This window comes from Aliigemmobacter aestuarii (genome assembly GCF_004799285.1).
In the GTDB taxonomy this organism is placed as follows: domain Bacteria; phylum Pseudomonadota; class Alphaproteobacteria; order Rhodobacterales; family Rhodobacteraceae; genus Aliigemmobacter; species Aliigemmobacter aestuarii.
Window position 1 is genome coordinate 288,221 of the sequence record NZ_SSND01000001.1, and the last position, 19,655, is coordinate 307,875.

At 66.8% G+C, this 19,655-nt stretch carries 15 protein-coding genes; 9 read left to right on the top strand and 6 right to left on the bottom strand.

Translation table 11 applies throughout. From position 1 onward, the window contains the following. Positions 1–43: 43 nt before the first annotated feature. From E7811_RS01390 to E7811_RS01405, 4 genes are all read right to left on the bottom strand, one after another. Positions 44–1,024: a molybdopterin-binding protein gene (locus E7811_RS01390; RefSeq protein ID WP_136392814.1), complete on the bottom strand. Its 981-nt coding sequence runs from the start codon at positions 1,022–1,024 to the stop codon at positions 44–46. Beyond that, complete coding sequence (locus E7811_RS01395; RefSeq protein ID WP_136392815.1) at positions 1,024–2,007, bottom strand: XdhC family protein; 984 nt, start codon at positions 2,005–2,007, stop codon at positions 1,024–1,026. Before E7811_RS01395 ends, E7811_RS01390 begins: the two co-directional genes overlap by 1 nt. A gap of 289 nt (positions 2,008–2,296) precedes the next feature. Next, the gene (locus E7811_RS01400) at positions 2,297–3,565 is read right to left on the bottom strand and encodes a vWA domain-containing protein (RefSeq protein WP_136392816.1); all 1,269 of its coding nucleotides are present in this window, start codon (positions 3,563–3,565) and stop codon (positions 2,297–2,299) included. A gap of 72 nt (positions 3,566–3,637) precedes the next feature. Next, positions 3,638–4,546, bottom strand: coding sequence for an AAA family ATPase (locus E7811_RS01405; RefSeq protein WP_136392817.1), 909 nt, complete (start codon positions 4,544–4,546; stop codon positions 3,638–3,640). Positions 4,547–4,673: 127 nt separating this feature from the next. On the opposite strand from E7811_RS01405, the gene E7811_RS01410 reads away from it, so the two are divergent. Further along, positions 4,674–5,702: an AbrB family transcriptional regulator gene (locus tag E7811_RS01410; protein ID WP_136392818.1), complete on the top strand. Its 1,029-nt coding sequence runs from the start codon at positions 4,674–4,676 to the stop codon at positions 5,700–5,702. Positions 5,703–5,761: 59 nt separating this feature from the next. On the opposite strand, the gene E7811_RS01415 is transcribed toward E7811_RS01410, so the two are convergent. Continuing rightward, a complete protein-coding gene (locus tag E7811_RS01415) occupies positions 5,762–7,966 on the bottom strand; it encodes a hypothetical protein (RefSeq protein ID WP_136392819.1) in 2,205 nt (734 codons plus the stop codon). A 238-nt stretch (positions 7,967–8,204) separates the two neighbouring features. Between E7811_RS01415 and E7811_RS01420 the strand changes: the two genes are divergently transcribed. The 4 genes from E7811_RS01420 to E7811_RS01435 all read left to right on the top strand — a co-directional run bounded on the left by E7811_RS01420 (position 8,205) and on the right by E7811_RS01435 (position 13,714). After that, entirely contained in the window at positions 8,205–10,526 is a 2,322-nt protein-coding gene (locus tag E7811_RS01420) for a glycosyltransferase family 2 protein (RefSeq protein ID WP_246020150.1), read from the top strand. 103 nt (positions 10,527–10,629) lie between these two features. Beyond that, positions 10,630–11,613, top strand: coding sequence for a glycosyltransferase family 2 protein (locus E7811_RS01425; protein WP_136392820.1), 984 nt, complete (start codon positions 10,630–10,632; stop codon positions 11,611–11,613). Then, positions 11,592–12,638 (top strand): glycosyltransferase family 2 protein, encoded by a 1,047-nt coding sequence (locus E7811_RS01430; protein WP_136392821.1) that lies wholly within the window; start codon positions 11,592–11,594, stop codon positions 12,636–12,638. The genes E7811_RS01425 and E7811_RS01430 overlap by 22 nt, the downstream gene beginning before the upstream one ends. A gap of 140 nt (positions 12,639–12,778) precedes the next feature. Next, positions 12,779–13,714, top strand: coding sequence for a phosphoadenosine phosphosulfate reductase (locus tag E7811_RS01435; protein WP_136392822.1), 936 nt, complete (start codon positions 12,779–12,781; stop codon positions 13,712–13,714). A 59-nt stretch (positions 13,715–13,773) separates the two neighbouring features. On the opposite strand, the gene E7811_RS01440 is transcribed toward E7811_RS01435, so the two are convergent. Then, positions 13,774–14,079 (bottom strand): antifreeze protein, encoded by a 306-nt coding sequence (locus E7811_RS01440; RefSeq protein WP_136392823.1) that lies wholly within the window; start codon positions 14,077–14,079, stop codon positions 13,774–13,776. A gap of 135 nt (positions 14,080–14,214) precedes the next feature. Between E7811_RS01440 and pyrC the strand changes: the two genes are divergently transcribed. The 4 genes from pyrC to E7811_RS01460 all read left to right on the top strand — a co-directional run bounded on the left by pyrC (position 14,215) and on the right by E7811_RS01460 (position 19,368). Continuing rightward, on the top strand, positions 14,215–15,261 hold the full coding sequence (pyrC, locus tag E7811_RS01445; protein WP_136392824.1) for a dihydroorotase: 1,047 nt from the start codon (positions 14,215–14,217) through the stop codon (positions 15,259–15,261). Positions 15,262–15,458: 197 nt separating this feature from the next. After that, the gene (locus E7811_RS01450; RefSeq protein ID WP_168732898.1) at positions 15,459–16,814 is read left to right on the top strand and encodes a calcium-binding protein; all 1,356 of its coding nucleotides are present in this window, start codon (positions 15,459–15,461) and stop codon (positions 16,812–16,814) included. A gap of 101 nt (positions 16,815–16,915) precedes the next feature. Then, on the top strand, positions 16,916–17,593 hold the full coding sequence (locus E7811_RS01455) for an orotate phosphoribosyltransferase (RefSeq protein ID WP_136392826.1): 678 nt from the start codon (positions 16,916–16,918) through the stop codon (positions 17,591–17,593). A 269-nt stretch (positions 17,594–17,862) separates the two neighbouring features. Next, complete coding sequence (locus E7811_RS01460) at positions 17,863–19,368, top strand: replicative DNA helicase (RefSeq protein WP_246020152.1); 1,506 nt, start codon at positions 17,863–17,865, stop codon at positions 19,366–19,368. Positions 19,369–19,655: the final 287 nt, after the last annotated feature.

Consider the following 19,655-nt stretch of genomic DNA (forward strand, 5'->3'; position numbering starts at 1 on the left):
GCAGACGCCCCTGCCCCGGGCGACCGGCCCGGGGCGCGCGCGCCTAAGCCTCGCGCATCCGGCCACGCTGGGGGATGTCCTTCAAGAGGCCGCCCACGCCCATCCGGGCGATGTCGTCGGCGGTGACGGTCAGACCGCAGAGGATGCGTTCCATCACCCAGTCGGCACCGTTCAGCGCAGGGGACCGCGCGCAACCGGGCAGACCGATCACCGGACGCCCGCCCAGATCGCCGTGAAACAGCAGGTTCCCCGGATCGACCGGCATGCCGAAGCGCGTGACCGTGCCCCCGGCGGCGACCAGCGCCGCAGGGCCCACATCCGCCGGGTCGGAGGTGGCCGATGCGGTCAGGATGAACAGCGCCTCGCCGGGGGCGGCAGCAAGGGCTGCGGCCAGTTCCGGGGCGCGATGCGGCACGATCACCCGCGCGGAAAGCCCGATCCCCAACCGCGCCAGACGATCGGCCAGCGCCTTGCGCCCCTTGGGCGGCGGGTCCTCGCCCGTCACCGTCGTCTCGATCAGCGTGGCCTCCCGACAGGCGGGCGGGGCAAGGCGCATCGCCCCCCGCGCGGCGCGGGCGGCCTGATCCACGTCCGCCGCGGGCACGCCATAGGCGATGATCTTGACGGTCGCCACCATGTCGCCTTCGGCCATCCGGGCGAAGGGCGCGACCGTTGCCAGCGTGATCAGCGGATTGACCCGGTTCAGCGCGTGGATCGCACCCGCGTCGATAACGCAGACGCCCGGCCGCATGGCATGCAGGTTGACGCGGCCCGTGGCCGCCGCCGACAGCCGCAACCCCTGTGCCGCCGGATCGGGCACCAGCGCGTTGGCGATGACGGTCGCCGCCTCGTCCTCGTGGCGGTCCTCGGGGTCGAGCCGGGCGACGATCACCTCGCCCCGCCCCGCCGCCCGCAGGATCGCCACATCCCCGTCCGTCAGCCGCTTGCCCTTGCGCAGACCCGCCACCGAATGGGCAAGGATCGCGCCTTCGGCCTGATCCAGCGGGACGGCGCCAAACCGCATCAGCCCTGCCTCAGCCGCAGGGTGATCTGCGCCATGACCGACACCGCGATCTCGGCGGGGCTTTTGGCGCCGATGTCCAGCCCCACCGGGGCGTGGATGCGGGCGATCTGCGCCTCGGAAAAGCCCTTGGCGGCCAGCCGTTCCAACCGCTTGGCATGGGTCCGGGTGCTGCCGAGGCAGCCGAGGTAGAACACATCCGAGGCCAGCGCCGCCTCGATCGCGGGATCGTCAAGCTTGGCGTCATGCGTCAGCGTCACCACAGCCGTGCGGGCATCAAGGCCAAGCGCGGCCATCGCCTCGTCGGGCCAGTCATGCACCAGCCGTTCGCCGGGAAAACGCGCCGGGCTGGCGAAGGCCTCGCGAGGGTCGATCAGCGTGGCGTCATAGCCGCAGGCCCGCGCCATCGGCATCAGCGCCTGAGCGATGTGGACCGCGCCGACCACGATCATCCGAAGCGGCGGGTTGTGGATGCAGATGAACGGCCCGCCCTCCTCGCGCCCCGAACGGTCGGCGCGAAAACGTGCGTCGATGCCCGGATCCTGCCCCGGCGCGACCAGATCGCGCGCCCATGTATCAAGGTCGATGCGGCAGGCCCGCGGCGCACGGGATGCACGCGCCGCGACCAGATCGGCCAGCAGCGCCTCGGTCATCCCCTGCCCCACGCCCACGGGTTCGACCAGAACCCGGATCGTGCCGCCGCAGGCCAGCCCCACGGCAAAGGCCGTGTCGTCTGACACCCCGAAGGTCAGCAGGCGGTTCCTGCCGTCCTTCAGCGCCTCAAGCGCCTCGTCGACGACCGCGCCCTCGACACAGCCGCCCGAGACCGATCCCATGATCTGACCGTCACCCGAGATCGCCAGTTGGCTGCCCGGCTGGCGCGGCGCGCTGCCCCAGGTTTCCACGACCGTGGCGATCGCCGCCCCCAGGCCCTCGCGGTGCCAGGCCAGCGCGATTTCGGGAATGCTGTCATGCTCTGCGCGCATCGGTGATCCTCCCTGACCCACTATGCGCGAGCCGCGCGCGAAACGCCATTGCCGGAAGGTCGGAGTTGCGGCGGCAGGACAGGGGACATGCACCCCGGCGTCCGGTGGATGCGCCCGGAAAAAAGATAAGCGCCGCGAGAGGGAGGTCTCGCGGCGCGGGAGCCGTCGAACAGGGAACCGACGGTAGGAGCGTTCCGGCCACACAGGGAGGGAGTGGTCGTCGCCTATGACAGGGAAGATAGGGTGCGGATGCGGGATTTGAATTGACTTGTGTCAACTCATGTCGCGGTCAGGGCGCGGCAAGCTGACGCAGCAGCCGCGCCTTCTCGCCCCCGTCCGAGGGATCGCTGATCGCCTGTGCCAGCGCTTCGAGCGTGGCGATGGAATGGCCCGCGCGGAAGGCGTCCACATGCGGCAGCATGGCACGGATACCGCCCGCACGCGGCGCGAACCCGTCCCACCGCAACAGCGGGTTGAGCCAGATCAGCCGGCGGCAGGACAGGTGCAGCCGTTCGATCTCTTTTTCCAGAAGGCCGGCATCGTCGCGATCCAGCCCGTCGGTGATCAGCAGGACGACCGCCCCCTGCCCCAGGACCCGGCGCGACCAGTCACGGTTGAAGGCATGCAGCGACGCGCCGATCCGCGTGCCGCCGGACCAGTCCTGCGCCTCGGCCCCGGCGGCCTTCAGCGCCTGATCCACATCGCGCGCCCGCAGATGCCGGGTGATGTTGGTCAGCCGGGTGCCGAAGGTGAAACCATGCACCCGCGCCCATCCCTGCCCCTTGCGGTTGGCCACCGCATGCAGGAAATGCAGCACCATCCGCGAATACTGCGACATCGACCCCGAGATGTCGCACAGCACCACCAGATTGGGCCAGCGGGTGCGGGGCGACTTGCGCGCAAGTTCCGCGATCTCGCCGCCGCGCCGCATCGCCGCGCGCAGGGTGCGGCGGGCGTCGATGGCGCGGCCAAGCGCATCGGCCCCGCTCCGCCGCGAGGGCAGCGGCTTTACCGGCAGGGACAGGCGGGCCAGCATACGCTTGGCCTCGGCGACCTCGTCGAGGCTCATCTGTTCGAAGTCGAGCGTGCGCAGCCGTTCCTCGCGGCTCATCGTCATCGAGGCGTCGATCTCGATCTGCTCTTCGCCGGTCTCGTCGCGGCCCGCATCGGGTTCGGGCAGATCGCCCATGGCCCCGTCCAGAAGCGCCTCGGCCGCGCGCTTTTCGGCGGCTTCGGCGGCGCGGTCCTCCTGCACGCCGCGAATGGCGGGCAGCATGAGCGACATCATGTGTTCCATGTAGCGCGGATCGCGCCAGTAGAGGCGGAACACCTGCTGGAAGATCGTCCGGTGTTCGGGGCGCGAGACGAAACAGGCGTGCAGCGTCCAGTAGAAATCGCGCCGTTCGGTGAAACCCGCCGCCTCGACCGCGCGGACCGCGTCAACGACCCGGCCCGGTCCGATCGGCAGACCCGCCTTTCGCAACGCGCGGGCAAACCACAGGATGTTGTGCGCAAGCTTGCCGTCTTCGGGCAGCGCCAGATCAGCGTAGCGCGCCATGATCGGCGCCGGGGGCTCTGCCCCCGGACCCCCGGGATATTTGGGCCAGAATGAAGGGCGGCACGGATCCGGTCATGCGGGGGCCAGATCTTTGCGCACCTCGTCCAGAAGGCGGCGCGCCTCGGAGCCCTGGATCCGCTGGATGTCGTCCTGGTATTTCAGGATCGCACCCAGGGTGTCGGCGATCACCTCGGGCGACAGCGTGATCACGTCGAGCGCAAGCAGGCATTTCGCCCAGTCGATCGTTTCGGCCACGCCCGGTTTCTTGAACAGGTCCTCCTGGCGCAGGCGCTGGACGAAGGCCACGACCTCGCGGCTCAGCGCCTCCTGGGCCTCGGGGGCGCGGGATTTCAGGATCGCGAGTTCGCGGTCGAAGGCGGGGTAGTCGACCCAGTGATAGAGGCAGCGGCGTTTCAGCGCGTCATGCACCTCGCGCGTGCGGTTCGAGGTCAGGATCACGATCGGTGCTTCGGGGGCGCGGATCGTGCCGAGTTCCGGAATCGTCACCTGGAAATCCGACAGCGCCTCCAGGAGGAACGCCTCGAAGGGTTCGTCGGTGCGGTCGAGTTCGTCGATCAGAAGGACGGGGGCGCCGCCCGGCTGCGGGCGCATCGCCTGCAGAAGCGGGCGTTCGATCAGGTAGTCCTGGGTGAAAAGCTCGGCCTTGAGCGAATCGCGGTCGGCCCCGCCCTGAGCCTCGGCGGTGCGGATCGCCACCATCTGCGCGGCGAAATTCCATTCGGCAACGGCCGAGGCGGCATCCAGCCCCTCATAGCATTGCAGGCGGATCAGGCGGCGGCCGAGGGCTTCGGCGATCGCCTTGGCGATCTCGGTCTTTCCCACGCCCGCCTCGCCTTCCAGAAACAGCGGCCGGCCCAGCCGGAGCGACAGGAAAACCACTGTGGCAAGCGCCCGCGAGGCGACATAGCCCTGTCCCGCCAGAAGGGTTTCGACGGCGTCGATCGTGTCGGGCAGTTTCATCGGTCCTGGCTCCTCCCCGGGCATGCGGCCATGCTGGACGCAGCCGCCGCGTCCGGTCAAGCGCGAAGCGGCCCCTTGCGACCTTTGGACAAGAAGCCTAATCGGGGCGGGCAGGAAGAGAAACGCAATGTCCTTCGTCACCCGCCCCCGACTGATCACCCTTGCCGTGGCCGCCATCGGATCGGCCGCCTTCGTGTTGCTGAAGTTGCCGCTGCCGCTGTTGCTGGGTCCGATGCTGGGTTGTCTGGTCGCGGGGCTTCTGGGCGCGCGGCTGCAGGGCATGGGGACACTCGGCACCTTCATGCGTACCTTCCTCGGCGTGGCGATCGGGTCGTCGATCACGCCGGACCTGATCCACGAACTGCCGGGGATGGGGATGACGCTGGCGCTGGTGCCGGTCTTCGTGCTGGTGATCGGGCTGGTGGGATACCCGTTCTTCCGCCGCGTGATGAAATACGACCATCCGACCGCGTTCTATTCCACGATGCCCGGCGGACTGCAGGACATGCTGATCTTCGGCGAGGAGGCGGGCGGCAATGTGCGGGCGATGTCGCTGATCCATGCGACGCGCGTCCTTGTCATCGTGACGGCGACGCCCTTCCTGCTGACACTGCTTTACGACATCGACCTGAGCATCGCGCCTGGTCAGAAGGCGGTGGACCTGCCGCTGTCGCAGCTTCTGCTGATGGTGGCGGCGGGCGTCATCGGCTGGAAGGGCGCAGAGCGGATCGGGATGTTCGGCGCCTCGATCCTCGGGCCGCTGATCCTGACCGCGGGGCTGAGCCTTGCGGGGGTGATCCATTCGCGCCCCCCGGCCGAGATGATCTGGGCGGCGCAGTTCTTCATCGGGCTGGCGGTCGGGTCGAAATATTCCGGCATCACCGCGCGCGAGCTGCGCCATGATGTGACCGCCGGGATCGGCTATGCGCTGCTATTGGCGGTGATCTCGCTGATCTTCGTCGAGGCGGCCATCCTTCTGTCGGACCGCCCGGCGCTGGAAATCCTGCTGTCCTTCCTGCCGGGCGGACAGGCGGAAATGGCGGTGATCGCCATCGTCTCGGGGGCAGATGTGGCCTTTGTGGTGGCCCATCACCTGACGCGGATCTTCATCGTGATCTTTTCCGCCCCGATCATCAGCCGGTGGATCAACCGCTAGCCGGGCAGCCGGTCGTTGCCCGCGGGTCGCTAACTGCGGGTCGCCAACTGCGGGCCGGGTCAGAGCGCCAGCATCTCTTTCCGGATATAGCGGTTGTCGCCCCGCGTCAGCACCCAGCGACCCAGCTTGCGCGCCAGTCCGGGGCGGCCGCGGTCCAGCGCGCGGCGGAACAGTTCGCGCTGGTAGCGCTGAAAGGTCTTTCGGGCGCGCAGGATGCGGTAGAATTCCAGCTCGCTCAGCGTACCGTTCAGCGCGCCCAGGATGATCGGGTTCAGGATGCCCATCTGCTGCAGGCTGGATCCCAGCCGGTGCCCCATCAGCGGTGCGCGCAGCCTGACCACGTTCTGATGGGCGAAGCGCGCGACGTGGCCGCTGTCGAGCGGTTCGTAGGGATCGAAGAGGATCGTCACGCGCCGCGCCGCCCGCGACACGTCGGCGGCATCGCCGTAAGGCCCGCCGAAATCGCGCCCCCAGGCGGTGGAATAGCGCGTCTCCCAGGGGACAAGGGCCTTGTCCAGTGTCGATTGCGGCGAGATCGCCACAACATCCGCGCCAGGGCACGCGGGCACGAAGGCGCAGGCCGCATAGCCGCCCATCGAGGCGCCATAGAAGACGACGCGCCGGAACCGCCCGAAGAACCCCTCGTCGCGCAACCTGTCGAACTGGTCGCCGACCCAGGGGTCGCGATACCAGGTCCAGCCGTTCGCCATGACCCCCAGCATCGACCAGCCCTGCTTCTCGATGAAGGAATATCCCCAGGGGCGGCGATCCTCGCGCTTTTCCATCGCGATATCGAGATTGTCGAAGGTGACGACCAGCGTATCGGACGAACGCGGAACGTAGAGGAAGGAATGTTGCCCGTTGTCGCGGAAGAACCCGTCCTTCCCGGCCAGCGACGCGGCAAGCGCGGCCCAGTCGCCCCGCCCCGCCGCGACCGAGGGGCGCGTCACCGTCAGCAGCGTGCGCACCACAGGCACCCCGTCCTGATCGCGGGTCGTCAGCGTTTCCGTCTCGCCCCATTGTTTCAGGAACGGATAGGACCCAGATCCCTTGCGGATATCGGTGACCATCCGGGTTTCGGACGTAAGGCAGCGGTCCATCACCGGTTGCAGGTGCTTGACCTTGTTCACGTCGCCAAAGCCCGTGAGATTGGCGATCAGCCCATAGCCGCGCAGGTCGTCCGCGCGGCGGATCAGGTGCACGCGATCCTCGGCCACGCCGTTTTCGGCAAGGAAATCCACATAGGGGCGCACCCAGCCCGACGGCCGGTCGGGCCACTGGCCCTTGTGGTCGATGTCGATCAGGTGGATGTCGCAATCCCACCTTGCATGGGCGGCCAGTGCCAGGCTCTGCGCATTGCCGCCCACGTCGGCGAAACCCGTAACTTCGTCCAGGCCCACCTTCTCGACCAGTCCCGCGTCGAACACGCGCTTGCCGCGCCCCTTGATCGGCGCGGCCTCGGGGCGCAGGCCGTGGCGTTTCAGCGCCAGGTCGAACCAGGACCCGGCGGGCGGCAGGCCCATGTGGCGCAGGCCCAGTTCGCGCTTGTTCGAGGCCCAGACATGCAGCGCCGTGGTGCGCGGGGTAAGGGCGGTGTCGACCGCATCGGCCTTTCTGAGGAACGTCGTGCGGTCCGGGAAGGGCACCGGATAGAAGGCATCCATCGGCTGCACCCTGTCCTTCAGGCCAAGCCGGTGCACGAAATGGGTAATCATCATCGGCCCCCAGACGCCCCAGGGCTGCTGGCTGACGTGAACGGGCCGACCCGCCGCCGCTGCCGCGCGGTACTCCTCCTGCTGGCTGGCCTTGAGGAATTCGGGAATGGCGTATTGATCGGCCGTGAACTCCAGCAGCGCGGCCATCAGCGCGCTGTCGGCGGGCATGCCCAGGACGGCGTTGTTGACCCGCTGTTCGCCTGGCAGTTCGAAGCCGAAGACATAATCGTCTTCGATGTCCAGCGGGCGGTGGCAATAGACATCGGTATCCACCCAGACCATGCCGGGGCAGCGATGGATCATGTGCAGGCGGAACAGGTCGGCAAACAGCGCGAAACTGTCCTTCTTCTCGTATTTCAGGAAGTTGTCGGTATCGAGGATCTCGCGCCCGTCGCGCAGGATCACGCCCTCGGGGACATTGGGGATGTCGTCATAGTGGAAAAGCGTGATCTTCTGGCCCCGGTCGACGAAGGATTTGAGGCAAAGCTGCTCCATCCAGCTGAGTGAGCCCCCGATCCAGAGCGTTCCGACCTCGCGCTGCCGTGCCATCTTTCGTGATCCTGCCCACTCGTCCCGGCCCGGTTCACCCGGGGCTATTGATCCGCCTAAGGAAACAGTCTGGCGAAATTTGGGCGGTTTCACAATGATCCTGCGGGGATCAGCCCCTGTTTTCGTGCGAATTTGCGCGACCTTGGGGCGTGCCGGTGTTGGACCGGCGCGGCCAATCATGCTAGTCAGGGGTCAAGGGCGGCCCAAGAACCGCCCGCGGGATGAGGGGTGAGGTCCGGTGACACGGGCAGGTGGCGACATGGCCGGAATCGAGGTGCTGCGGCGCAGCCTGCCCGCGCGCGACCTTGCGGTCGAGACGGGCGCGCCGGGACCAGCGGGGCCGACACGCCTTTGGGATACGGTTGCGGACGATGCGGGGCGGGTGCGGCTGTTTTTCGGCGCGGGCACGTCGCCCGCGGCCTTCTTGCCCGACGGTGGCCCCGGCTGCGCGCTGCCGCTGGAATTGCGCGAGGTGTCGGGTTGCACGATGATGACGGTCGAGGCGGCGGGGGCACCTGAGGCGCCTCTCGCCGTCTCGCTGGCCGGGGGCGGCACGATCGAGGTCACGCCCGCGCCCGCCGAATGGGACCTGTTCGACGGGCTGAACACCCTGCTTGCCTTCCGCATCGGCGAAACTGCCACCCAGGTGGCCGAGGCGCTGGCCTATCATGCGACCCACCACGGGGCCGAGGCCGCGCTTATCGTGAACCGCCTTCCGGCAGAGGAGGGTTTCGCCGGGGCGCTACGCGACGCGCTGGAAGGTGTGACGCTGCGGGTCGTGCTGGTCGACCTGCCGCTGCCTGCAGGAAAACCGGGACAGGGTCCGGAAAACCATGTCTTCCTGGCTCCTGACGCCCCCGGCAAGGACCGGATGGAGGCGCCCGCCCCCGATCCCTGGCGCGCGCCCCTGGGCGAAGGCATCCTGTTCGAGGCGTTGAAATGGCGCTTCCTCGCCCGTGCGCGGGCCGTGCTGACGCTGGACGTGACCGACATCCTCGCCCCGCGGTCTCAGGGCATGCAATCGGCCTTCGACTTGTGCGATACGGCGGAGAACGGCGTGATCCTGCTGGTCGGGCGGCGGATCTATCCCTGGCGCGTGCGCAACGGACAGGAGGCGCGCCTGGGCGATCACATCTGCCGCCAGTTCGACGGACGGCGCGGGATCGCGCGATGGGGCGTGGCGCCGCAGAAGGCGGGGCTGGAAAACACCTGGCGGATGGTGCGCGTCGCCTATGCCAAGCCCGAGGACGGGGCGATCGTGCCCTTCCTGCGGGCGATGGCGATCCGCGTGCCGGGCCGCACCTCGAGCGAGCTTGCGCCCAAGACATCGCTGATCGAGGATCCCGACCTTCTGGACCTGTCGCAGCGCATCTTCGGCCACAAGCCGATCCGCCCGCCTGTCTCGCGCCCCCGCCCCGCGCCGGAACGCGCGACGCAGGCCGGGCGCACCGCCATCGTCACCACGATGAAGAACGAAGGCCCCTTCATCCTGGAATGGCTGGCCTATCACCGGGCGATCGGGGTGGACGATTTCCTGATCTACACCAACGACTGCACCGACGGCACCGACACGATGCTGGGCATGCTTCAGCAGAAGGGCATCGTGCAGCACCGGGCGAACCCCTGGGTGCCGGGGGGCGACCTGAAACCCCAGCACGCCGCCCTTCAGGCCGCCGAAAGCGAACCCGTCATGCAGAACTGTGGCTGGGGCATCTGCATGGATGTGGACGAATTCATCGACATCAAGATCGGCGACGGCACGCTGGCCTCGCTTTATGCGGCGATGGGTGAGGCCAACATGATCAGCCTCACCTGGCGGCTCTTCGGCAATTCCGAAATCCACGCCTATGAGGACCGCTTCCTGATCGACCAGTTCACCCGCTGCGCCCCCGAGATCGTCAGGAAGCCGCATCAGGCCTGGGGCTTCAAGACGCTGTTCCGCAACATCGAGATCTACAAGAAACTGGGCGTCCACCGCCCCAAGGGCCTGAAACCCAATCTGTGGGATCAGGTGCGCTGGCTGAACGGATCGGGGCAGCGGATGCCAAAGGAAATGTATCGCAACGGCTGGCGTTCGACGCTGGAAACCTATGGCTATGACTGGGTGCAGCTGAACCATTACGCGGTCCGCTCGGCCGAAAGCTTTCTGGTCAAGCGCGACCGGGGCCGCGTCAACCATGTCGACCGCGACCAAGGGCTGAACTACTGGTTCCGGATGAACCACAACGCCGACGAGGACCGGTCGATCCAGCGGATGATCCCGGCGGCGCGGGCCGAGTTCGACCGGCTGATGGCCGATCCGGACATCCGCGCCGCGCATGACCATTCGGTCAAGTGCCATCGCGACAAGATCGCGGACCTGATGGAGACAGAGAACTACCGGACGTTCTATGCCGAACTGACGGGCGCGCGGATGGAGCGGCTGTGCCGGTTGCAGCAGCATTTCGGATCGGCCGTCTTTGCCGCGGGCCCCGGGGTGATCCCCGAGGAGTTGCACGAACGCGACCTGCCGCCGGATTTCTTCTTCACCGTCGACTTCCAGGGCGAGGCGGAACATTGATCGCAACCCGATTTTTCGAAGAAAAATCAGATTCTTGCCGATTTTTCTTCGAAAAATCGGGCCTCCGGCGGGGATATTTGGGCCAAAGCGAAGGGGCCGGGAGATGACCGGAGGCTACACCGTCATCACCACGATGAAGAACGAGGGGGCCTTTCTTCTGGAATGGGTCGCCCATCACAGGGCGCTCGGGTTCGATCACATCCTGATCTGCACCAACGACTGCGCCGATCCCACGCGCGAGATGGCGCTGCGCCTGCAGGAGATGGGCCTGGCCCGGCATCACGCGACGCGGCACTGGCCGGTGACCTCGATCCAGAGATCGGCTCTGAAACAGGCACGGCGCTATCCCGAGGTGACGGAGGCCGAGTGGCTGTATGTCTGCGATGCCGATGAATTCCTGGTGATCCGGGTCGGGGACGGCAGTGCCCGGGCGCTGGTGGCGGCGGCAAGCCCCGACGCCGAGGTGATCGCCGTGCCCTGGCGCAGCTTCGGCCCCGGCGGGGCCGTGGCTTTCGAGGACCGGCCGGTGACGGAACAGTTCACCCGCGGCGCGGCCCCGCCGGTCGCGGGGCGCCGCGCGCCGGTCTATCCCAAGTCGTTGTTCCGCGGGCTGGAAGGCGTGCACCGGATCGGGGTGCATGGCCCGGTCGCGCGGGCCGATCTGGGCCGCGACTTTCGGCGCGAACTGCCGGGCGGCCAGCCCTTCGTGGCGCAGCATCATCCGCTGTTCGTGCAGGCCGACTACCGGTTCGCGCAGGTGAACCACTATGCCCTTCGGTCGCGCGAGAGCTTTCTGGTGAAGCGCGACCGCGGCCGGGTCAACCATACCGGACAGGACATGGGGCTGGACTATTGGGACCGGTTCGATGTGGCCGAGGTGGAATGCCAGGCGATCCGGCGCTATGACGGGGCTGTGGCGGAATGGCGCGCGCGCCTGATGGAGGATGCGCCGCTGGCCGCGCTGCACCGGCAGGCGGTGGCCTGGCATCGGGAAAGGGCCGCGGCACTGGCCTTGCGGGCGGACTGGCAGGAACTGATCGCGGCACTCGCGGAAAGGCAGGCGGCATGCGCATCCTCGGCATCCTGACGGTTCGCAACGAGGCGCCGTTCCTGATCGAATGGCTGGCGCATCACCGCGCCTGCAGGTTCACCGACTTTCTGGTCTTTTCCAACGACTGCGACGACGGCACGGATGCGATGCTCGACCGGTTGGAGACGATGGGCTGGCTCACCCATCTGCGCAATGACGCGCATCGGGAAAAGGGGCCGCAGTGGAGCGCGCTGAAGGCGGCCGACAGCCATCCGGTCACGCGGGCGGCGGACTGGATCCTGTTTTTCGACATCGACGAATTCGTGAACATCCATGTCGGCGACCGGACCGTGCCCGACCTGCTCGCCGCCCTGCCCGAGGCCAGCGCGATCCCCCTGACCTGGCGGCTCTTTGGCAATTGCGGCGTGGTGGAGCATGAGGACCGGCCGGTCACGCAGGCTTTCACCCGTGCCGCCCCGGCCGTCCTGCACTGGCCCTGGCGGGCGGCGCTGTTCAAGACGCTTTTCCGTAATGACGGGACCTACCGCAAGCTCGGGGTGCATCGCCCGCGCAATCCCGACCCCGAACGGATCGGCGCGGCGCGCTGGTTCGACGGGTCGGGCCGCCCCCTGCCCGAGACTTTCCGCACCGGGCGCATCTTTTCCGACTTCGGACAAGACAACTACCGCCTTGCGCAGTTGAACCACTATGCGCTTGGCTCGATGGAAAGCTATCTGGTCAAATGCGACCGGGGGCGGGCAAACCGCGAGGCGTCCGGGCTCGACATGGGCTATTGGGTGGAACGCAACTTCTGCGACGCCGAGGACAGGTCGATCCTGGAGATGGAGCCGCATTCTGCCCCGCTTCGGGCGGAACTGATGGCCGATCCGGTGCTGGCGGGGTTGCATGCGGCGGGCGTGGCCTGGCGCAAGGAACGCTTTGCCGCGCTGATGTCCGAAGAACCCTGGCGCGCCCTGTTCGGGCGTCTTCTGATGACCCCCCCGGCGCGTGCGCTGCCGCCCGAGGTGGCCCGCAGGATCTGGCGCCACGCCGGGGCCAACGGCGCGGGGACGACGGCATGAGGGACCTTTCTGGAAACAATCGCGGACGTTTGTTTATCCCCTGCCCCAAGCCTGCCCACTTGATTGCCAATCACCGCCACGCGACTATGCGATCCGGTATCGGTGCCCGTAAGGGATGACTTTTGTGTGGATTGGATGAAATGAACGCCGTCACGACGGACAGACCGGACGCATCGACCGCGACAGATCGCGAAAGCTGGCTGGCCCGGATGGAAGAGATCGGCGAGGACGCGGGCTATTTCGAACCGCTCGGCCGGAACCACTGGGCGTTTTTCGTCGATGACGGCCCGAACCTTCTGGTGACGTTCGAGACGCTCGACACGATCCGCGCGGCCTCACCCCGGCAGATGCCCTTGGGCTATACCTACACCGCCGGCAACGGCTGGTCCCATCTCTGCATCATCGCCGACGGGCCGACGTGGTATCGCGACGACCGCGTCTATCGCTATTTCGATCGCCTGGTCGACGAGGGATTCCTGGAGGATTTCGACCGCGTGGTGTTCTACGGCGCGGGCATGGGCGGCTATGCGGCCTGCGCCTATTCGGTCGCGGCCCCGGGCGCCACGGTTCTGGCCCTGCAACCGCGCGCGACGCTGGACCCGGCATTTGCCGGATGGGACCGGCGCGACCTTGCGGCGCGCAAGCTGGATTTCGGCAGCCGCTATGGCTATGCGCCCGACATGATCGAAGGCACCGGGCGTGTGTTTCTGGTGTTCGACCCGCGCGAACGCGAGGATGCGATGCATGCCGCGCTGTTCCGCGCGCCCTTCGTGACGGAATTGCACACACCGCATCTGGGCGACAGGCTCGACGATGCGCTGAGCCATCTCGGGCTTCTGACGGACCTCCTTGACGCGGTCACCAAAGGGATGCTCAGCCGGGATTATTTCGCACAGCTCTGGCGCAGGCGCCGCAACTTCGGCCCCTATCTGAAACGGCTTCTGGCCATCGCTGACGAACGCGGGCAGAAGAAACGCGCCGCCATGATCTGCCGCAGCGTGACCCGCCGGCTGAACGCGCCGCGCTTCCGCCGGCGGCTGGACGAGCTTGAGGCGGAACTGGGCAAGACCCCCTGACGCGATCCGGGACCTTCGCACGGCGGCACGTCAGGTTCCCTGGCAGGCCCGATCGGCGATCACTTCACCGACGATTCGTCCTTCAAGCGGCGTGCATTCGCGCGGGTGTGGCGGCGGACAGGGCGGATCGCGGCCATCGCGATTTCGGCGGGGTCGCGCCCGTTCAGCCCCGCGACCATCGCCGCCCGGACCGAATCGTGCCCGGCCTCGACCTTTTCCGACACCATCCGCACGGCTTCGTCCGGATGCATGGGCCAGATTCCTGCGAACCCGGCCATCCGCAGGGCGATGACGGTGTGCGCCTCGGCCGCGATCCGGCCCAATTGCGCCATCGGACGCAGGTAATCCATCGGATTGAAGAACATGACACCCCTTCACATACAAATCGCTGTCAGCCTGCGGCGGATAGCCGCCAAAGAAAAGGGGGAAAACTGCGCGCACTGTCGCAGCGTCGTATCGCGGCACTGGAAATGGCCAAGGCCATCGGGTAGGCCAGACCCATGACCCAGACCGCCATCACCCTCCGCCGCCCCGATGACTGGCACCTTCACCTGCGCGACGGCGCGATGCTGAAGGGCGTGTTGCCGGAAACCACCCGGCATTTCGCCCGCGCGATCATCATGCCCAATCTTGTGCCGCCGGTGGTGACGGGCGCACAGGCCGCAGCCTATCGCGACCGCATTCTCGCCGCCGTGCCGGAAGGCGCACGGTTCGAACCGCTGATGACGCTCTACCTGACCGAGGGCACCGATCCCGCCGATGTGCGTGCGGCCGCCGAAAGCGGGCTGGTCAAGGCGGTGAAGCTTTATCCCGCGGGGGCCACGACGAATTCCCATTCCGGGGTGCGGGATTTCGACCGCGTGCGCGGCGTCCTGGAAACCATGGCCGAGATCGGCCTTCCCCTGTGCGTGCATGGCGAGGTGACGACGCCCGAAGTCGACATCTTCGACCGCGAGGCGGTGTTCATCGACACGGTGCTTGATCCGCTGCGCCGCGCGACACCGGGCCTTCGCGTGGTCATGGAACATATCACCACCGAACAAGGCGTGGCCTATGTGCGCGCGGGGGGCGCGGATCTGGGCGGCACGATCACCACGCACCACCTGATCATCAACCGCAACCACATCCTCGTGGGCGGGATCAAGCCGCATTACTACTGCCTGCCGGTGGCCAAGCGCGAACATCACCGGCTGGCGCTGCGGGCGGCGGCCACCTCGGGCGAGGCGCGGTTCTTCCTTGGCACCGACAGCGCGCCGCATGTCGATGCGCTGAAGGAACATGCCTGCGGCTGCGCGGGCTGCTTCACCGCGACGAACACGATGGCCCTTCTGGCGCATGTGTTCGAAAAGGAAGGCGCGCTGGACCGGCTTGAAGCCTTCTGCAGCCTGAATGGCCCGGCCTTCTATCGCCTTCCCCCGAACGAGGACCGCATCCGCATCGTGAAACACGAGGCCGCGCAGGTCTTTCCCGAAAAGATCTTCACCGAGGCCGGGCCCGTAACCGTGTTCGACCCCGGCTTCCCTGTTCACTGGCACGTCGAAAGCTGATCGCGGCGCAGCCAGAGGCGACGGCATGGGAAATCCACCCATGCCGGAGTCATCTTTTTGCACCCATCCCGCAGAATGGCCCTGCGTTCTTCCGCTCGCTGCCCCTCTAGGGTTGACAGGGCGCGCCGGGGGTCGGGAAAAATACCTTATGCATTGATGCATATCGTATTTTCACCGAAAAAATGCAGGAGACGCAGATGACGACATTCACCTTGCGCGGGATTGGAGTTGTTTTGGGCGACAACGGTGCGACCCGGATCGGCACGGCCCAACTGAACATCGTGGTGCCGTCCGCCAGCACGACCTTCAACTACTCGGTCACAGATCCCGGTGGCGGCTATCCGGAAGTGGAGGTGTCGGGCAGGATCCTTGACGGCGCGGTCGGGTCGTCGATCGCGCCGGGCTTCACGCTTTATGATCTGGATCGGGCGCAATTCAGCGAAACCTACATCAGCCGCATTTCCTGGTCGGGCGGGGTGACCACGGTCCTCAGCATCGAGGTCGAACAGCGCAACCAGCCGACGCAGGAATTCTACTTCGTTCTGGACGGTCCGTCGCTTCCACGGTTCACCACCGCACGGGCGTTCGAACAGTTCGCCGACAGCGTCCGCCCGATCGGCGCGGGAACGGGGGCGCTTGCGCCGGGGACCGTGATCCCGTGGCGCAGCATCGACGGGGTGCTGATCAACGAGGATGACGAATTCTACGGCACGCCCCGTGGCGACAACCAGAGCGGCGGGATCGGCGACGACTATTTCAATTCGTCCCGCGGGAACGACACCTTCCGGGGCGGGATCGGCGAAGATCAGGTCAGCTTCGCCTTCGATCCGCGCGGCGTGACGGCGAACCTCGCCGCCGGCAGGGCGGTTGACGGCTGGGGCAACACCGACCGGCTTCTGTCGATCGAGATGCTGCGCGGATCGTCCCATGACGACTTGCTGATCGGCAACGGGGGGCAAAACGCCATTCGCGGACTTGAGGGAAACGACACGCTGAATGGCCGAGGGGGCATCGACACGGTGCGCTATGACCGCGACCTGAACTACGGCGGCAACACCGGCGTGACCGTCAGCCTGAAGGCAGGCCGGGCGACCGACGGCTTTGGCAACACCGACCGGCTGCTGAACTTCGAAAACGTGCTTGGCAGCGACAGGTCGGACCGGCTGATTGGCAACAACGGCGCCAATGTCCTGAACGGCATGGGCGGGAATGATCTGTTGCGCGGTCTTGCAGGGCGCGATCACCTGATGGGCGGCCGCGGGTCAGACAGGCTGGACGGCGGTGCCGGGGCCGACCGTCTGCAGGGCGATCAGGGCAACGACGCCTTCATCTTCCGTGGCAGTTTCGGCAATGACCGTATTCTGGATTTCGGCACCGGAGCCGACCGGATCGACCTGCGCGGCGTGACCTCGATCACCAGTTTCAACGACCTCGCACGCAATCACCTGGCCGTTTCGGGCGAAAACTTGCGCATCACGGACGGCAACGGCAACTCCATCCTGCTTCTGGGGGTGGAGCGTTCCGACCTGTCAGCGGACGATTTCCTGTTCTGACCGACCTTGCACGACAGGAAAGGCCCGGCCCCCGCCGGGCTTTTCTTTTGCGCGCGCCTCGGCTAATCCGCCTTAGCCCCGAGACCAGACCGAGACATGCCATGATCCCCGCTTCCTTCCCCCCGAAAGAGGAAATCGCCCGGCTGACCGCGCGCGCCTTCCTGGAAATCGGCGCCGTGCATTTCAACGCGCGCGAGCCTTTCACGCTGGCCTCGGGCCTGCCCTCGCCCACCTATATCGACTGCCGCAAGCTGATTTCCTACCCGCGGATCCGGTCGACGCTGATGGATTTCCTGGCTGTCACGGTGATGCGCGAGGCGGGGTTCGAGGCCTTCGACAATATCGCCGGCGGCGAAACCGCGGGCATCCCCTTCGCCGCGCTGGTGGCCGAACGGCTGGCCCTGCCGATGACCTATGTGCGCAAGAAGCCCAAGGGATACGGCCGCAACGCCCGCATCGAAGGCGCGATGACCGAAGGCCAGCGGGTGCTTCTGGTCGAGGACCTGACAACGGACGGCGGTTCGAAACTGTCCTTCGTCGATGCGATCCGCGATACGGGTGCGACCTGCGGACATACGGCTGTGATCTTCTATTACGGCATCTTCCCCGAAACCGAGGCGCGGCTTGCCGATCACGGCGTGAAGCTGATCCATCTCTGCACCTGGTGGGACATGCTGGCCGAAGCCCGCGCGCAGGGCACCTTCGATGCCGAAACGCTTGCCGGGGTTGAGGAATTCCTGAACGACCCGCGCGCCTGGCAGGCCGCCCGCGCGAAGTGACCCCGAAATCTGGGGACGGCGCTGTGGACAGGTTGTGAACAACCCCTGCGCCGAATCGCGGATCATGGTATGAGGGAAGGCCGGAACCGCCATATATGGTGGTTTCGGGCGCAAATCCCCCGGCGCTTGACCGGGGCGCGAAGTTGTCCACAGGGTTTTCCAGCCGCTTGCCCAGATTGCCCCCCGGGCGGCGGATCGGCTATTGCGGCACCAACAAGATCGGACCTGTCACGCGCGGGACCGACAGGAACGGGGGGACGAGGCAGGCCATGAACGAGATCGCGAAAATCCGCAACGACCTTCCCGCGCCCACCGAGGGCGCGACCGAGGCCCTGCCCCACAACATCGAGGCCGAACAGCAGCTTCTGGGCGCGATCCTGACCAACAACGATGTCTATGACCGCGTCGCCAGCGTGGTGCGGGCCGATCACTTCTTCGATCCGGTCCACGCCCGCATCTTCGAAATCGCCTCGGCGCGCATCCAGAAGAACGCGCTGGCAAGCCCCGTCACGCTCAAGGCCTTTCTCGAGGATGATCCGGGGCTGACGGAACTGGGCGGCCCGGCCTATCTGGTGCGGCTGGCGGGGGCTGCGATTTCGGCCTATGCGGCGCGCGACTATGCGCAGATGATCTATGACCTTGCGGTGCGGCGCGAACTGATCGGGCTGGGGCGCGACATCTCGGCCAAGGCGGCGAAGGTCGACATAGAAAGCGAACCCCGCGAACAGATCACCGAGGCCGAACAGCGGCTTTACAAGCTGGGCGAACAGGGTGTGGCCGAACGCGGCTTTCAATCCTTCCTCAAGGCGGTGACGGATGCGGTGAACGTGGCCAACGCCGCCTATCAGCGCGGCGGCGGGCTGGCAGGGATTTCCACCGGACTGGTCGATCTGGACAAGAAGCTGGGCGGCCTGCACCCCTCGGACCTGATCATCCTTGCCGGTCGCCCCTCGATGGGCAAGACCTCGCTGGCCACGAACATCGCCTTCAACATCGCCAAGGCCTACAGGCGCGGGCGCACGGCGGACGGGGGCGAAGGCGCGGTCGAGGGCGGCGTCGTGGGCTTCTTCAGCCTGGAAATGAGCGCCGAACAGCTGGCCGCGCGGATCCTGTCGGAAGCCTCCGAGGTGCCTTCGGAACAGATCCGCCGGGGCGACATGACCGAACAGGAATTCCGCCGGTTCGTCGAGGCGGCCAAGGCGCTGGAATCCTGCCCGCTTTACATCGACGACACGCCCGCACTGCCGATCAGCCAGGTCGCCGCGCGCGCCCGGCGGCTGAAGCGGACGCACGGGCTTGACGTGCTGATGATCGACTACCTTCAGCTTCTGAAGGGCTCTTCTCGCGGGTCCGAGGCGAACCGGGTTCAGGAAGTGTCCGAGATCACCCAGGGCCTGAAGGCCATCGCCAAGGAACTGAACATCCCGGTGATCGCGCTGTCGCAGCTGTCGCGCCAGGTGGAAAGCCGCGAAGACAAGCGCCCGCAGCTCAGTGACCTGCGCGAATCCGGGTCGATCGAACAGGACGCCGACGTGGTGATGTTCGTCTACCGCGACGAATACTACAAGGAACGCGAAAAGCCCGGCGATCACGACCTGGAAAAGATGGCCGCGTGGCAGCAGATCATGGAACAGGTCCACGGCAAGGCCGAGGTCATCATCGGCAAGCAACGCCACGGACCGATCGGCACGGTGGAGCTGAGCTTCGAGGGCAGGTTCACCCGCTTCGGCAATCTCGTGAAGCCGTGGCAACAGGATGGCGGCGGCGGGTTCTGACAGCATCTGGTTCTCGGAAGGGCAGAGCCGTGCAAAGGGGCATCGAACCCCTTTGCGCGGCGTTGCCACGGAACAACCACCCGCCTCTCGCCAGGACGTGCCGTCGGATCGGGTATTTGGATCAGGTTGAAACCACCCCATCTTACCCAGCAAGACTGCCCATCATTCTTCAACCTGACCCAAATACCCATTCCTCGCTTGCCGCCTGTCTGCCGCCGGGCCGGCGCGTGCGGCAGCCGGGCGAAGGGGGTTCGATGCCCCCTGAGCCCGTCCGCCCGTCCCGCGCG

Bases quoted from the DNA above. Each gene is read 5' to 3' on its own strand.
- E7811_RS01390 (WP_136392814.1), bottom strand. From the start codon at position 1,024: ATGCGGTTTGGCGCCGTCCCGCTGGATCAGGCCGAAGGCGCGATCCTT.
- E7811_RS01395 (WP_136392815.1), bottom strand. From the start codon at position 2,007: ATGCGCGCAGAGCATGACAGCATTCCCGAAATCGCGCTGGCCTGGCAC.
- E7811_RS01400 (WP_136392816.1), bottom strand. From the start codon at position 3,565: ATGGCGCGCTACGCTGATCTGGCGCTGCCCGAAGACGGCAAGCTTGCG.
- E7811_RS01405 (WP_136392817.1), bottom strand. From the start codon at position 4,546: ATGAAACTGCCCGACACGATCGACGCCGTCGAAACCCTTCTGGCGGGA.
- E7811_RS01410 (WP_136392818.1), top strand. From the start codon at position 4,674: ATGTCCTTCGTCACCCGCCCCCGACTGATCACCCTTGCCGTGGCCGCC.
- E7811_RS01415 (WP_136392819.1), bottom strand. From the start codon at position 7,966: ATGGCACGGCAGCGCGAGGTCGGAACGCTCTGGATCGGGGGCTCACTC.
- E7811_RS01425 (WP_136392820.1), top strand. From the start codon at position 10,630: ATGACCGGAGGCTACACCGTCATCACCACGATGAAGAACGAGGGGGCC.
- E7811_RS01430 (WP_136392821.1), top strand. From the start codon at position 11,592: ATGCGCATCCTCGGCATCCTGACGGTTCGCAACGAGGCGCCGTTCCTG.
- E7811_RS01435 (WP_136392822.1), top strand. From the start codon at position 12,779: ATGAACGCCGTCACGACGGACAGACCGGACGCATCGACCGCGACAGAT.
- E7811_RS01440 (WP_136392823.1), bottom strand. From the start codon at position 14,079: ATGTTCTTCAATCCGATGGATTACCTGCGTCCGATGGCGCAATTGGGC.
- pyrC (WP_136392824.1), top strand. From the start codon at position 14,215: ATGACCCAGACCGCCATCACCCTCCGCCGCCCCGATGACTGGCACCTT.
- E7811_RS01450 (WP_168732898.1), top strand. From the start codon at position 15,459: ATGACGACATTCACCTTGCGCGGGATTGGAGTTGTTTTGGGCGACAAC.
- E7811_RS01455 (WP_136392826.1), top strand. From the start codon at position 16,916: ATGATCCCCGCTTCCTTCCCCCCGAAAGAGGAAATCGCCCGGCTGACC.
- E7811_RS01460 (WP_246020152.1), top strand. From the start codon at position 17,863: ATGAACGAGATCGCGAAAATCCGCAACGACCTTCCCGCGCCCACCGAG.